Here is a 13,826-nt window from a genome sequence, read left to right as displayed (position 1 = left end):
CATAGGGGGAGTTACCATGGATATCAATATCAATTGGGGATTAATCTGGCCGATCATTGCCTTGCAGGCGATTCTCGCCGTAACGGGGTTTATCTCTCTGTATAAAGCAGAGCCTGCAAGCATTCGTGGATCGAAATGGATGTGGGTGTTCATTATCCTGCTGGGGAATATTCTTGGCAGCGTTGCTTATTTTGTGGCAGGGAGGCGGGAAGCTTGACAGACAAACTCCTTAGCATTCACGAATTGACCAAAAATATAGGAAGCATCACGCCAGTCAAGGGTATTTCCTTTGAATTGCAGCGTGGAAGCTGTACTGCTCTGCTTGGACCGAATGGTGCTGGTAAAACGACTACACTGCGCATGCTGGCGGGATTAATACCGCAAACCCGGGGTGAGATCCGATATGGCTCCGGCAATGCGAATACAAAAGACTGGCGTAACCGGATCGGTTACTTGCCTCAGTACCCCAAGTTTTATAGCTGGATGTCGGGCATGGAATACTTGTCTTTCAGCGCCAAACTGTCTGGGTTGTCGGGAAGAGAAGCTGTTAAGCGGAGCCGGGACGTCATTGAAATGGTAGGGCTGGAGCAAGCGGCTAAACGCCGAATATCCGGTTACTCCGGCGGAATGAAGCAGCGGCTTGGTATTGCTCAGGCGCTTGTGCATGAGCCGGAGCTGATCATGCTGGATGAGCCGGTATCGGCGCTTGATCCGATTGGACGCCGTGAGGTTATGGACCTGCTATTTCGCCTGCGCGGAGAAGTCACCGTTTTGTTCTCTACCCATGTGCTTCACGATGCGGAAGAGATTTGCGATGACATGGTGCTAATGGTAGATGGAGAAATTGCCGAGAAGGGCTCGCTTAGCGAACTTCGCACGAAATACCGCCAGCCGGTCCTAACCATTGAGGTAGAGCCGGGTGAGCGGGAGGTTGCTTGGCTTGAAAGTCTTGCGGGTCGTCCTTTTATACATGAGATCGAGCTGGGTAAACGCGGCGCCAAGCTGATGGTGACCGATATGGCGGCTGCGCGCACTGCGTTAATCAAGGAGCTTGCCGATAGCGGAATCGAATTGCTTCGTTTTGAAGCCGGTACGTCTTCGCTCGAGGATATGTTTATGAAGGTGGTGAGTTCATGAAGTCTTTCTGGATTTATTATCAAAAAGAAATGACCGAAGCAAGCCGGACTTATAAATGGATTTGGGTTCCCGCAATCTTTTTGCTGCTTGGCATCATGCAGCCGGTATCCACGTACTATTTGCCGGAGATTCTTTCCATGGCCGGGGAAATGCCGCCGGAAGCAGCCGCATTATTCACCGTTCCATCCGCTGAGAGCGTTATGGCTTCGACCTTGGGCCAATTCAACATCATCGGCCTGCTGGTGCTTGTCCTGGCGGGAATGAACACGGTAGCAGGGGAGCGGTCCACCGGTACGGCTGAGCTTGTACTCGCCCGCTCCGTATCCACGATTCCCATGATGACTGCCAAATGGGCCGCCATGATAACGTTGATGGTTGTTTCCTTTGCGCTTGGGCTTGGCGGCGCTGCTTATTATACGTATCAGCTCATCGGTCCATTGAATTGGACAGCGGTTATCGGTGGCGCTGGCTTATACGCCGTATGGCTGGCCTGGATCGTAACGCTCTTATTGCCGCTGGGTGCCATCCTTCGCGGGCCAGCTGCGGCTTTCATCAGCCTGGCGGTTGCTGGCGCGCTTTCGCTCTTATCCAGTTTGCTGCCCTCCCACGTTCAATGGAGTCCGGGCCGGTTAGGCGGCATGGCTGCGGAGCAAATTCTTGGCTCAGGGAGCAGCGCCTGGTCACCAATACTCGTTGCCATACTGATCATGGCGGTATCCATTATCGTTGCCGCGAGGCTTCTCAGAAGGAGTCCTTTATCCCCGCAATCCTAGTTTCCATGGGAGTTTCAGGTTTTCTCTGATTCACATGGACATCTCTATCTTTTTTTAGTAGACTATGAGAATAGAAAAACGACTATCGGGCGAACATTTCGTCAGACAGGCCTCATATAGCGGAAGTTTTTCTTGCGAGATACTTGAAAAAGGATAGACCACTCAGGAGGTAGACGATGCTGCGTTTAGGGGAAAAGATTACAATCGTTGCGGATGCCTTTGAGCAGAATCTTCCAATCGGTCAATACGGTTATATCATTGCCTATGACCGTAATCCGGACAATGCGTTTGATTACGTCATTCGGATTCCCAGCCTCAACCGTAATTTTTTTGTTCCGGCAGATGATATTGAGCTGGAATCGATCGTGTTGAAACAGGAAGCCGAGCGGGTCGAACGGGAAGCGCTCATCGATTTCGCCCTGTCGACATATAATGAGAAGCTGTTTCGTCTTGTGATGAACGGCGAGTTAGAAAGTGTTGAAGAGGAAGAAGAAACAAAGGAAGCAATGTCCCAGGCGGATTTCATCAAACAAGTGAATCTTCGAGCTTGGATTTAGAAGAGTCGGCTGAGGCCGACTCTTTTTTGAAGTGGCAGGAAACGACAGGTATGAAGCTGAAGGCTTCAGTTCGATTGGATTGAATCTTCCATGCTTCTACAATATAATGAAAAAAGTTATCGAGACAGACTTTACCCCTTTAACTGGATGGGGGCATGAAGGAGGACGTAAAGCTATGAGCATTACCGATAAGGATGTTCAGCATGTAGCGAAGCTGGCCCGTTTAAATCTGACGCCTGAAGAAGAGCAGATGTTTACAGACCAACTGAATGCGATTTTACAATATGCCGAGAAGTTGAATGAATTGGATACTGAAGGTGTGGAGCCGACTACACACGTGCTTCACCTTAGCAATGTCATGAGAGAAGATGAAGTGCGCGCAAGCTTGCCTATTGAGAAAGTACTGCTTAATGCACCGGACGAAGAAGACGACCAAATTAAAGTACCAGCTGTCTTGGAATAGCCTGAAGGGAGGATACACACTTGAGTCTGTTTGATTACAAGTTATCGGAGATACATAATAAGCTGCAGAATAAGGAGCTTTCTGTAACCGATTTGGTTGACCAAGCTTTTACTCGTATATCTGAACGTGAGGATCGGGTGAAGGCATTTATTACGTTGGACGAGGAAGGTGCGCGTGCATCTGCCAAGACCCTGGATGACAAGCTTGCTGCAGGAGATACCCGTGGATTGCTGTTCGGGCTTCCTGTCGGAATCAAGGATAATATCGTGACAGAAGGACTCCGCACGACATGTGCAAGTCAGTTTTTGTCCAATTTCACGCCGGTTTACGATGCGACAGTTGTCGGTAAACTGCGGGCAGCCGATACGGTGACGATCGGTAAGCTGAACATGGATGAGTTCGCTATGGGCGGCTCCAATGAGAACTCCAGCTACTATCCTGTGCGCAACCCATGGGATTTAGACCGGGTGCCTGGTGGATCAAGCGGCGGCTCTGCCGCAGCTGTAGCTGCAGGCGAAGCTTACTTTGCGCTGGGTTCGGATACAGGCGGTTCCATCAGACAGCCAGCATCTTATTGCGGTGTTGTGGGATTGAAACCGACCTATGGCCTTGTATCCCGGTTTGGCCTTGTTGCCTTTGCATCGTCGCTGGATCAGATCGGACCTTTGACGAAAAATGTAGAGGATTCCGCGTATGTCCTGCAAGCTATTGCCGGTTATGATCCCATGGATTCGACATCCGCCAAAGTGGACGTGCCGGACTATTTGAGTGCATTATCGGGAGATGTGTCCGGTCTTCGCATTGCGGTGCCTAAGGAATACCTTGGCGAGGGCGTTGACGCCCAAGTGAAGGAAACGGTTCTGAACGCACTGAAGGTGCTCGAAGCACAGGGAGCTACCTGGGATGAAGTTTCCCTGCCGCATACTGAATACGCGGTAGCAACGTACTATTTGCTCGCTTCTTCTGAGGCTTCCTCGAACCTGGCCCGTTTTGACGGCGTGCGCTATGGTGTTCGTTCCGACAATGCTGGCAGTCTGATCGACCTGTATCATGAATCCCGTAGCCAAGGCTTCGGTGATGAGGTGAAACGCCGCATCATGCTGGGGACTTATGCACTTAGCTCTGGATATTACGATGCCTATTATTTGAAGGCGCAGAAAGCCCGTACGCTCATCAAGCAAGATTTCAACAAAGTGTTCGAGCAATATGATGTCATCATCGGACCTACCGCTCCGACTACGGCGTTTAAGCTGGGAGCCCAGGTGGACAATCCGCTGACGATGTACTTAAATGATATCCTGACGATTCCTGTCAGCTTGGCAGGTGTGCCGGCAGTCAGTGTTCCTTGCGGATTTGCGGATGGAATGCCAGTAGGTATGCAAATTATCGGCAAAGCTTTTGATGAGTCGACCGTACTGCGCGTCGCGCATGCCTATGAGCAAAATACTGAACACCATAAACGGCGCCCTGAGCTATAAACCGGCGGCAGAGAAGGAGGGAAACAATCGATGTCTACATCCAAATATGAAACGGTTATCGGACTGGAAGTGCACGTAGAACTGCATACCAACTCCAAAATATTTTGCGGCTGCTCCACGGCGTTTGGAGCTCCGCCGAACACCCATACATGTCCCATCTGCTTGGGCCATCCCGGCGTACTGCCTGTATTAAACCGTCAGGCCGTGGAATACGCCATGAAGGCTGCCATGGCGCTGAACTGTACCATCGGTGATGTCAGCAAGTTCGACCGCAAGAACTATTTCTATCCTGATTCTCCGAAAGCATATCAGATTTCCCAGTACGATCAGCCGATCGGTGAACATGGCTGGATCGATATTGAGGTGGACGGCAAGACGAAGCGAATCGGGATTACCCGTCTCCATCTGGAAGAAGACGCCGGTAAACTCACGCATGTGGATGGCGGATATGCTTCCTTGGTGGATTTTAACCGCGTAGGAACACCGCTTGTTGAGATCGTGTCCGAACCGGAGATCTCATCACCGGAGGAAGCCAAAGCTTATCTGGAGAAAATACGTGCAATTATGCAATACTGTGACGTTTCCGATGTGAAGATGGAAGAGGGCTCGCTTCGCTGCGACGCCAACATCAGCCTTCGTCCATGGGGACAGGAGGAATTCGGTACCAAGGCCGAGCTGAAGAACATGAACTCTTTCCGCGGCGTACAGCGCGGTTTGGAATATGAGCAGTTCCGGCAAGCGGAGATTCTCGACGAGGGCGGCGTGATCGTACAGGAAACCCGCCGCTGGGACGAAGCGCAGGCGAAGACCCTCTCCATGCGCGGGAAGGAGCAGGCGCACGACTACCGTTATTTCCCGGACCCGGATTTGGTATCGGTGCATATCAGCGAGGAATGGAAAGAAGCGATTCGTGCAACGATTCCTGAGCTGCCAGATGCCCGTAAGGTCCGTTATGCTTCCGAGTACGGCCTGCCGGACTATGATGCGGCGGTCATTACGTCGTCCAAGCTGCTCGCCGACTTTTTCGAGGACAGCTTGAACTATACGAAGGATGCCAAATCGGTATCCAACTGGATTATGGGTGATTTGCTGGGCTATTTGAACTCGAATAATCTGGAACTGGCTGAAGTGAAGATCACGGGTCAAGGCTTAGGTGAGATGATCGGATTGATCGAGAAGGGAACCATTAGCAGCAAAATCGCGAAAACCGTCTTCAAGGAGATGCTGGAAAGCGGCAAGCTGCCTGCCCAAATCGTTGAAGAGAAAGGCCTTGTCCAAATCAGCGATGAAGGTGCGATCAAGAGCATCGTTGAACAGGTGGTTGCGAACAATCCGCAATCCGTCGAAGACTATAAGGCAGGCAAACAGAAAGCGATCGGTTTCCTTGTTGGTCAAGTCATGAAAGAGAGTAAGGGTAAAGCAAACCCGGCGCTGGCCAACAAACTGTTGGTTGAGGTGCTGAACGGTTAAGCACGAGGTCAGCAGATTCCCGAATTTTTTTGCAGTCAGAGGGAGCTTGTCCCAATAGGGGCAAGTTCCTTTTTAAGATATCAGGAAGTATGAACTCCGGAAGGAGTGCTGCCTGATATCGCAAGGAAAACTACCACTAAACGCGGTCTGTCTTCTTTGAGAGTACGCCGATGATGTTTTTCTTACAATGATAAGGATAAGGAGTTGAAACAGATGATTAGCAAACTATCCTTGGAGGATAGAGATACCGTCCAGCAGATATGGAGTCTGCAGCATATGGCGTACCCTTTGGAAGCCGAACGGATCGGGTTCTTGGAAATTCCTCCGCTTCAGGATACCTTCGATATGATCCGTTTGTGCGGCGAAACCTTTTTTGGTTATGTAAATGAAGAAGGTGATATCATCGGGGCCATTGCAATAGAACCGGAACAGAAACAGGTCACCATATCACGGATGATGGTTCATCCTGGTCATTTTCGCAAAGGAATCGCAGGGATCTTAATTCAACATGTCTTGGAATCTTATAAGGAGGCACCGAAATTCGTGGTCTCGACAGGTACGCTTAATACACCAGCGGTAAACTTGTATGAGAAGTTTGGATTTGTGAAGGATCATGTGTTTGAAGTGGCTCCGGGCGTAGAATTAACGGAATTTCATCTAAATTTATAATGTATGTTAAAGGCAGCACGGACAAGAAGCCGACATGAGGGGAGTACCGTTTTTTTGAATAATCCTTGGGTTATAGATAATGTATCTATTTTATTAAGATTGCTGCTGGCGCTGCTGCTCGGTGGCTTGATCGGGTTTGAGCGAGAACGATCCAACCATGCTGCTGGTTTGCGCACGCATATATTGGTATGCTTGGGTTCTACACTGATTATGCTGTTATCCATCTACGGTTTTTCTGATTTTGTTGATGAAATTAACGTTCGAATCGATCCTGCGCGTCTGGCTACAGCCGTCATCACGGGGATCGGTTTCTTGGGAGCCGGTACCATTCTATTCACAGGTAAATCGATTACCGGATTAACTACAGCTGCTTCCATTTGGGTCGTAGGCGCGGTGGGACTCGCGGTCGGTGCCGGGTTTTATTTTGCCTCGATCGCATCCACAGTGCTTATCCTTCTGAATCTGGTTGTCTTCAATAAACTGGAGCAGCGATACATTCGGGGCAGCAAGCTACATTTAATCACCATCCATGCATCAAATACGCCCAATATTTTGGATGATATCTCGGCTCTGCTGGAGGAACAGGAATTCGTCATTAAAAAGCTCATCGTAAACGAACGCAGTAGTGCAGTATACGGAGAGCTTCAGCCACCGGTACTAGGACTTGAAATCGCACTTCATGTATTAACCGATCGCAAATTCGAACCGCTCGATATCACACGAAAATTGCGGAGAATCGGGCAAGTAACGATGGTTACGGCTGAATAAAGATATGGCATAATCTATGACCTCAAACGGCAATTGCTGATTCACTGGCTGTGCCGTTTTTTTGTGCTTTGCAAGTGTTGCGGATCACGTACCAGTTTTTTGCCAGTTACTTCGACTCCCCATTGGGGTACTATCAAAGAAAACCAACGTATACTACGCCAGTTCCTGGATGTTTTCGAAGGAGGCGAGAGCTTGTGAATCCAATACCCGAATCGCAAACTACAGTAAATAAGAAAAAAAGACATACAGTGCGTATGAAACGCCATCCTGGCCTGCAACGGAAAAAAAGAAAAATCTATGCCCTTCTACTCGCTGCACTTATTCCAGGCATGGGTCATCTGTACCTGGGTATGTATCGTAAGGGAATTACCTTTATTATGTTGTTGTTGTTGGATACATCGGCGCTGTTATATTTCTCATCCATCGGAATGCAGATCAATGTACCGCTGCTCGTTGTATTGGGGCTGCTGATTCCAGTAGCTTATTTCTATAATGTGTATGATGTGCTGCAGGCTGCTGAATATATTATGTCCCGCAGAAGACGTGGCGAGGTTGTCGCTGCTGCCGGTGAGGGACATAGGCCGAGCTACCTCTTCCGGAACGAGCGGGGGATTACTTTTGGCTTAATGCTGGTCGTGAGCGGTACACTGCTCATTTTGTTTCACCAGAAGCCTCCATGGCTGCAGGTGTGGATTCGCGATTATGGCGCGGAAGCCTCGGCTATAGGTTTGATCGTGATCGGAATCTGGGCTGGAATTCGGGAAATTCTCAGACATCGAAGAGGAAAGGAAAAGCCCTTATAGTGGATGTCCGCGAATATGAGGTGAGTCGCATGAACAGGCGGGGGGAGGAGACGGATGAAATATAAAATCAGAGTCGGACGATACACTGCAGCCTTATTGCTGATTATTACAGGCGTTCTATTGCTGCTGGACGAGTGGAGAGGCACGGATTATGTATTCATGCTGCAGAGATGGTGGCCGCTGCTGTTTATACTGCTCGGTATCGAATATCTGGTACGGTATACAGGGTCTCGCCTGTTGGGCAGACGGGCGGAGTTTAGGTTTCGCCCGGACATCAAGGGGATATTGCTTGCCGTGGCTGTCACGGCATCTGTATTTGTGATCTCTGAGCAGGAGCATTTTCTCCATCTCTGGAACCGGGTAAGTCTGAATCTGACGGCTGCGGGAGTGGATTACAGTGAGGCTGAAGGCTATCGATTTCAAAAGCCTGATTTAACTATTCCCGTCGACCTAGATACCGAACGCATCATCGTTGACCAATTAAACGGGGATATCTTCATCACGCGGGAGAATGTCGACGAAATAGAGGTACAAGCACAGGTATGGGTAGACCGCGAGCAGTCCGGTATAGCGGAAGCGATTGCCGAGCAGTCAACAATCGAGATCAGTGAAGGCAAGACGATCACGATACGGTCCAAGGGAAAGGCCTATGGAGAATCGGGTAAACGCCAGCCCCGAATGAATTTGAAAATCGCCGTTCCGGATGATCGCAGGTTTAACTTTGAAGTCCGAACAATGAATGGCGCTATTTCGTTGAACCGTGTTGAAGCCATTGAGAATATTTCACTGGAAAGCGGCAATGGCCCCATCACGATGGACCGTATATACGGTAATGTTACGGGCAAAACATTAAATGGTGAGATTACGGCAAGAGGCGTTATAGGCAATATCAAAATGTCTACGAACCGTGGGAATGTGCTCGCCGTTGACGTTACGGGAGAAACGGATTTGACCACGCAAGTGGGGAATATGACGGTGAAACGGACGACGGATAATATTCGGGTTCAAACAAGGAATGGCAATATCCTGATTAGTGGCGCAGAGTCACAGCTAAATGCGGAATCGCTTAATGGTGCGGTGGCAGTACGATCATCGCGTATCGGAGGCGACTGGAATGTTTATAGTGCGGTTGGTGAGATGAACCTTCATATTCCGCTGGAGGGTGATTATAAGCTGGAAGGGACGATTAGCTACGGTAGAATTCTAACCACATTGCCCAATCTCCTGATCGAGCAGAAAACCATCACCGGTGAAGCTGGTTCAGCTGAGCATACCATTCGTATTGAAGGGAACAGCAATCTGAATATCTATCGAAGCTATCCGGAACAGGAGGAAAGACGGAACCCTGGGGACTGGACGCCTTTGCCAGATTGACAAAAATCCAAGAGACGCCGTACAATAAAACGTAAGAGTAGTAGATATTGTATGAAAATTAGTCAAAATTGAAGGCGGTGGGCAACCATGGGAACGTCCGTACAGCATGCGCTGGAACAACTAAAAACGACCGGTGTCCGAATCACGCCGCAACGCCATGCCATTTTAACGTATCTCGTGGAATCAATGGGCCATCCGACAGCGGATGACATTTATCGGGCTCTGGAGCCTAACTTTCCTAGCATGAGCGTAGCCACAGTATATAACAACTTAAAAATGTTTATTGAATCCGGCATGGTGCGTGAATTGACTTATGGAGACAACTCGAGTCGTTTTGATGCGAATGTATCGGATCATCATCATATTATATGTCAAAGTTGTGGTAAAATTGAGGATTTCAGCTATCCTTCCCTTGAGGATGTTGGCGTACAGGCTGAGAGAAGCACCGGGTTCGAAGTGAAGGGATTAAGAATGGAGCTCTATGGGCTCTGCAAGTCTTGCCAATAGACGACACCGGTGGTTATAGATAACGTGGGGAATGAATCATTCCACACGTTTTTATTTTTAAAGGCTTCTTTTTCGAAACGGGAGTTTAGCGACGGGCGAGAGGAAATGGGGGAGTATTTTGGCAAGGAGAAGATATCGGCGTCAAAAGAGGCGCTCGAGGGGCGCTTTTTATCTGGGTTTGATGTTGTTAGCGATTGGGGTTTGGTGGGTGGTCACCACAGTGCTGCCAAGCGAGACCTATACGGTACCAGACTGGAAAGGGCTGGATAAGCCTATATTTGTTCAAGGTGAACTGAAATCGGAGCCTGCCCGGGGTGCGGGAGAAGCATTGTTGCTGCCCATCACGGTAATCCAGGAGAGCGTGGATGAGAATATTCGTTATGAGCAGGAGACGGAGTCGGTGATCATAACAACTCCTGAATCGGTTCTGCGATTGAAGATAGGGAATACGAAAGGTGAATTGAACGGCAAGGAAACCACGATACCACATGCGCCTGAGCTTATTGACGGTATTGCCTACGTTCCGATTAAGCCGCTTAAGCAGTATTATGGTGTGGTTGTTCATGAGAATTCAGTTACAGGTGCCATCATTCTGATGCGTGCCGGGGATTCGATTCAGCTTGCAGAAGCAGCACCAGCCAAGCCTGAGGATACGGTAGATCTGCGTGAGAACCCGGAGAAGAAGTCATCTATTATACTGGATATGCCTGTCGGTGAGCGATTGCGTGTGTGGCGGGAAGAAGAGGATTGGCTGTATGTCCAGGCTGATAATGGTTATGCCGGGTATGTTCTTAAGCAGCGGACAAAGCTTGGAGAAGTGAAGGAAATTCCGCTTCTAGGGCAGACTCCTTCACGTGCAGAATTGGAATGGAAGGACAAGTCAGTCAATCTGGTATGGGAAGCCGTATACAGCAAAAATCCGAGTACCGAACAAATCGGCAAATTGCCGGGAGTCAACGTGGTCAGTCCAACCTGGTTCCACATTGTGGATGAGGAAGGCAATGTCGAATCCAAAGCTTCTACGCAATATGTAAGCTGGGCTCATCATCGAAATATGGAAGTCTGGGGGCTCATGGATAACAGTTTTGATCCTGAAATAACGACCGCAGCATTGTCTACCTTTGATAGGAGATCTCACATCATTAAGCAGATGCTGACGTACGCTAAACAATATAAACTCGACGGTATCAATCTTGATTTTGAGAATGTGCATACTAAGGATAAGGATCATGTCGTTCAATTCGTGAGGGAGTTGAAGCCGCTTGCCAAAGCGAGAGGGTTGATTGTATCCATTGACGTGACGCCAAAATCGAACAGCGAGATGTGGTCGCTCTTTCTGGATCGGAAGAGGCTTGGAGAAACCGTCGATTACATGATGGTAATGGCCTATGACGAGCACTGGGCTTCCAGTCCAAAAGCAGGATCGGTATCTTCGCTGCCATGGGCTGAGCAATCGGTAAGGCGGATACTTGATGAGGATGCGGTTCCTTCCTCCAAGCTGGTGTTGGGCATACCCTTATATACGCGGGTTTGGACGGAGACAAGCGAAGCGGGTGAGAGTAAAGTATCCTCCAAAGCCATTGGGATGGAGAAGCTGCAGAATCTGCTGGAAGAACAGAAGGTGAAGGGAAAGCTGGATGCCAGTACGGGACAGAACTATGTGCAATTCACAGAGGACGAGTCCGTCATTAAAATCTGGATGGAGGATGCGATCTCTCTTCAATCCCGGGTAAACATGGCCAAAAAGCTGGAGCTTGGCGGCATTGCTTCCTGGAACCGAAGCCTGGCCATTCCGGAGACCTGGGAAGTTCTGAAGACGATTCATGATTAACGCATAGCATTCGTACTTATAGCCATTCTTATTAGATGAATGTGTAGAAACATACTGAACAAAAGACAATTCACATCATTAAGGCAGTTATGGCGTTTCGAATAGTTCTGTTTTGCTGGAACTTGATGCTTTGCTGCCTGTAATCTATATATAACAAGAACCCGGTTATCTTCGCGATAACCGGGTTCTTTGTACGTTTATTCATCTAACCTAATGTGCAACCTATTTACACAAGCTCTTGAAGCTTACGCTTTGGTCTGCTGGGCTTCGAGTTCTTCTGCCGTGATATTGGCCTGGCTTGGATCGAGAGTCAAGATCGTATGGCAGAACATGCAGCGGTCGGTCTTACCCAACATTTTGGTTAATTTACTGCATTCGGGACACTGAATTTGCACAGCGCTTGTGGACAGCATCCCTGCCCAGAAGTAAATGCCGAGACTTCCCATCATCATAATGAGACCAAATACCAGTCCAATTCCGGCAAATATTTTGCCAGCTTGTCCGAAGAATACGATTCCGGCTGTGCCAAGCACCATAAGTCCCATACCGAGCATCGTCAGCAGCAATCCCCAAGTACGGAAGGCATTGATTTTTGCGTTCTTAAAGATCATAGCTCACAATCCCCTGTCCATTTAAGTATTCGTTTGTACAGCAACGTGAAACTAATAAAAAAATTGATATTCAACTGTCTTCTAATGAAGAACTTATCTCCTAAAAGAAGGAACTAACAATAGATACGTAGAAATACATTATAACTGAAATGGCTGAAATTCGCCAAGGAATGTATGGAGGGAAACGTGGAATTAGCCAACTTTTCTTTTTATTATGGAAATACGGTGGATGAGCAAGCGATTGGAGCTCTGGCATACCGGAATTCAGCGAAAACGATGCAGGGCTCACTTATTCATGACTTTGAGGTCAATATAGCTGTAGTGTACGAGGGAACACCCGATGAGCCTCCGATCCAACATTCGATTGTAAACGGGGAACGATGCCAGGTTATCAGTGTAGGGTTGGACGATTTGCATAGGGAGCTCCTGAGTGGCACGCATAAAATATTGATCAAATGCCTCCTCGAAGGAGATATCATAAAAGACAGTCAAGATCGTCTATCTAATCTGCGCAGAGACTTTTTAAGGTTTGCGGAACCGTTCCGAGAGCAGAAACTGTTCATTGGTTTCGCTCATTTTCTGCAAAAGTATGTGGATGCAAAGACACTCTTACAAGATGATCGGGTACTGGATGCTTATCATACATTATTAGAAGGCCTTCATTATTGGGCAGGTCTTGAACTGATTGAACGGGGGATTCATCCGGAATCGGCCGTCTGGGAGCAAATCACAGGATTAAACACACCTGTACGAAAATTATATGAGGAGCTTACAATCAGTACGGAAACACTTGGTCAACGAGTGGAACTGGCTCTGCTGGCCTATGAGTTTTCTATGATATCCAAATTGGAGAGTTCCTCAGCATTACTAATTCGAGTCTTGAGAAGTCGTCGGCATCCATGGACCGTCCAAGAGCTAACACTTCACCCTGAGCTGGCGCCTGTGTCCCGAGAGCTGCCAATCGTCATGCGAAAACTGATATATCGAGGACTTGTGAAGGAATTGCCGATGTGGAGGGATTCCCGTTCACATGGTACTGAAACGATTCGCTATTGCATGGATTTATGAAGAAGGACGGAAGTCCTTCTTTATTTGTATCTACATGAAAGCCTGGAAAATGTCTTATCATATCTGTTATATGAAGCTTCGTAGGAAGTTGGTAAATAAATTGCTGAATAGTGTTGACGAGCCCTTATACTCTGTGATACATTATAACTCGCCCCTTCGAAAGGGACTTTGATAATTCGGTTAAGAAAATGTCGAATTAAAAAGTTTTCAAAAAAAAGTTCTTGACGAAACGATGGGCAACATGATATATTATAAAAGTCGCCGCTGAGATGCGGACGGCAAGCAAGAAACGAAGGTTGATCTTTGAAAACTGAACA

Annotated in this window: 15 protein-coding genes; 14 read left to right on the top strand and 1 reads right to left on the bottom strand. The window is 48.3% G+C overall.

What is annotated here, in order from left to right:
* Positions 1-16: 16 nt before the first annotated feature.
* The 13 genes from ABEQ74_RS25075 to ABEQ74_RS25015 all read left to right on the top strand — a co-directional run bounded on the left by ABEQ74_RS25075 (position 17) and on the right by ABEQ74_RS25015 (position 11,830).
* Entirely contained in the window at positions 17-217 is a 201-nt protein-coding gene (locus ABEQ74_RS25075) for a PLDc N-terminal domain-containing protein (protein WP_423212937.1), read from the top strand.
* Complete coding sequence (locus tag ABEQ74_RS25070) at positions 214-1,137, top strand: ATP-binding cassette domain-containing protein (protein ID WP_430124952.1); 924 nt, start codon at positions 214-216, stop codon at positions 1,135-1,137. Before ABEQ74_RS25075 ends, ABEQ74_RS25070 begins: the two co-directional genes overlap by 4 nt.
* The gene (locus ABEQ74_RS25065; RefSeq protein WP_430124951.1) at positions 1,134-1,910 is read left to right on the top strand and encodes an ABC transporter permease; all 777 of its coding nucleotides are present in this window, start codon (positions 1,134-1,136) and stop codon (positions 1,908-1,910) included. Before ABEQ74_RS25070 ends, ABEQ74_RS25065 begins: the two co-directional genes overlap by 4 nt.
* Before the next feature lie 176 nt (positions 1,911-2,086).
* Positions 2,087-2,467 carry a hypothetical protein gene (locus tag ABEQ74_RS25060; protein WP_053491503.1) on the top strand — a complete coding sequence of 127 codons (381 nt, stop codon included), beginning with the start codon at positions 2,087-2,089 and terminating at the stop codon, positions 2,465-2,467.
* Between the two features lie 175 nt (positions 2,468-2,642).
* Entirely contained in the window at positions 2,643-2,930 is a 288-nt protein-coding gene (gene gatC, locus ABEQ74_RS25055) for an Asp-tRNA(Asn)/Glu-tRNA(Gln) amidotransferase subunit GatC (protein ID WP_430124950.1), read from the top strand.
* Positions 2,931-2,950: 20 nt separating this feature from the next.
* Positions 2,951-4,408 (top strand): Asp-tRNA(Asn)/Glu-tRNA(Gln) amidotransferase subunit GatA, encoded by a 1,458-nt coding sequence (gene gatA, locus ABEQ74_RS25050; protein ID WP_430124949.1) that lies wholly within the window; start codon positions 2,951-2,953, stop codon positions 4,406-4,408.
* A 30-nt stretch (positions 4,409-4,438) separates the two neighbouring features.
* Positions 4,439-5,878 (top strand): Asp-tRNA(Asn)/Glu-tRNA(Gln) amidotransferase subunit GatB, encoded by a 1,440-nt coding sequence (gatB, locus tag ABEQ74_RS25045; protein WP_430124947.1) that lies wholly within the window; start codon positions 4,439-4,441, stop codon positions 5,876-5,878.
* Between the two features lie 213 nt (positions 5,879-6,091).
* Positions 6,092-6,547 (top strand): GNAT family N-acetyltransferase, encoded by a 456-nt coding sequence (locus ABEQ74_RS25040; protein WP_430124946.1) that lies wholly within the window; start codon positions 6,092-6,094, stop codon positions 6,545-6,547.
* A gap of 54 nt (positions 6,548-6,601) precedes the next feature.
* Entirely contained in the window at positions 6,602-7,315 is a 714-nt protein-coding gene (locus ABEQ74_RS25035) for an MgtC/SapB family protein (protein WP_430124945.1), read from the top strand.
* A gap of 194 nt (positions 7,316-7,509) precedes the next feature.
* Entirely contained in the window at positions 7,510-8,118 is a 609-nt protein-coding gene (locus tag ABEQ74_RS25030; RefSeq protein WP_430124944.1) for a hypothetical protein, read from the top strand.
* Positions 8,119-8,172: 54 nt separating this feature from the next.
* Entirely contained in the window at positions 8,173-9,492 is a 1,320-nt protein-coding gene (locus tag ABEQ74_RS25025) for a DUF4097 family beta strand repeat-containing protein (RefSeq protein ID WP_430124943.1), read from the top strand.
* A gap of 87 nt (positions 9,493-9,579) precedes the next feature.
* Positions 9,580-9,999 (top strand): peroxide-responsive transcriptional repressor PerR, encoded by a 420-nt coding sequence (gene perR, locus ABEQ74_RS25020; protein WP_053491511.1) that lies wholly within the window; start codon positions 9,580-9,582, stop codon positions 9,997-9,999.
* Between the two features lie 118 nt (positions 10,000-10,117).
* Positions 10,118-11,830, top strand: coding sequence for a glycosyl hydrolase family 18 protein (locus ABEQ74_RS25015; protein ID WP_430124941.1), 1,713 nt, complete (start codon positions 10,118-10,120; stop codon positions 11,828-11,830).
* A gap of 245 nt (positions 11,831-12,075) precedes the next feature.
* Here ABEQ74_RS25015 and ABEQ74_RS25010 read toward each other — a convergent pair whose 3' ends face one another.
* A complete protein-coding gene (locus ABEQ74_RS25010; RefSeq protein ID WP_053491513.1) occupies positions 12,076-12,441 on the bottom strand; it encodes a DUF2614 family zinc ribbon-containing protein in 366 nt (121 codons plus the stop codon).
* A gap of 186 nt (positions 12,442-12,627) precedes the next feature.
* Here ABEQ74_RS25010 and ABEQ74_RS25005 point away from each other — a divergent pair, with 186 nt between their 5' ends.
* A complete protein-coding gene (locus tag ABEQ74_RS25005) occupies positions 12,628-13,509 on the top strand; it encodes a nucleotidyltransferase-like protein (RefSeq protein WP_430124940.1) in 882 nt (293 codons plus the stop codon).
* The last annotated feature ends 317 nt before the right edge of the window (positions 13,510-13,826 follow it).

It is taken from the genome of Paenibacillus solani, from assembly GCF_050475945.1.
In the GTDB taxonomy this organism is placed as follows: domain Bacteria; phylum Bacillota; class Bacilli; order Paenibacillales; family Paenibacillaceae; genus Paenibacillus_AQ; species Paenibacillus_AQ solani_A.
The sequence above is the reverse complement of the archived record's forward strand: the minus strand, read 5'-3'. Positions and strand labels throughout refer to the sequence as shown.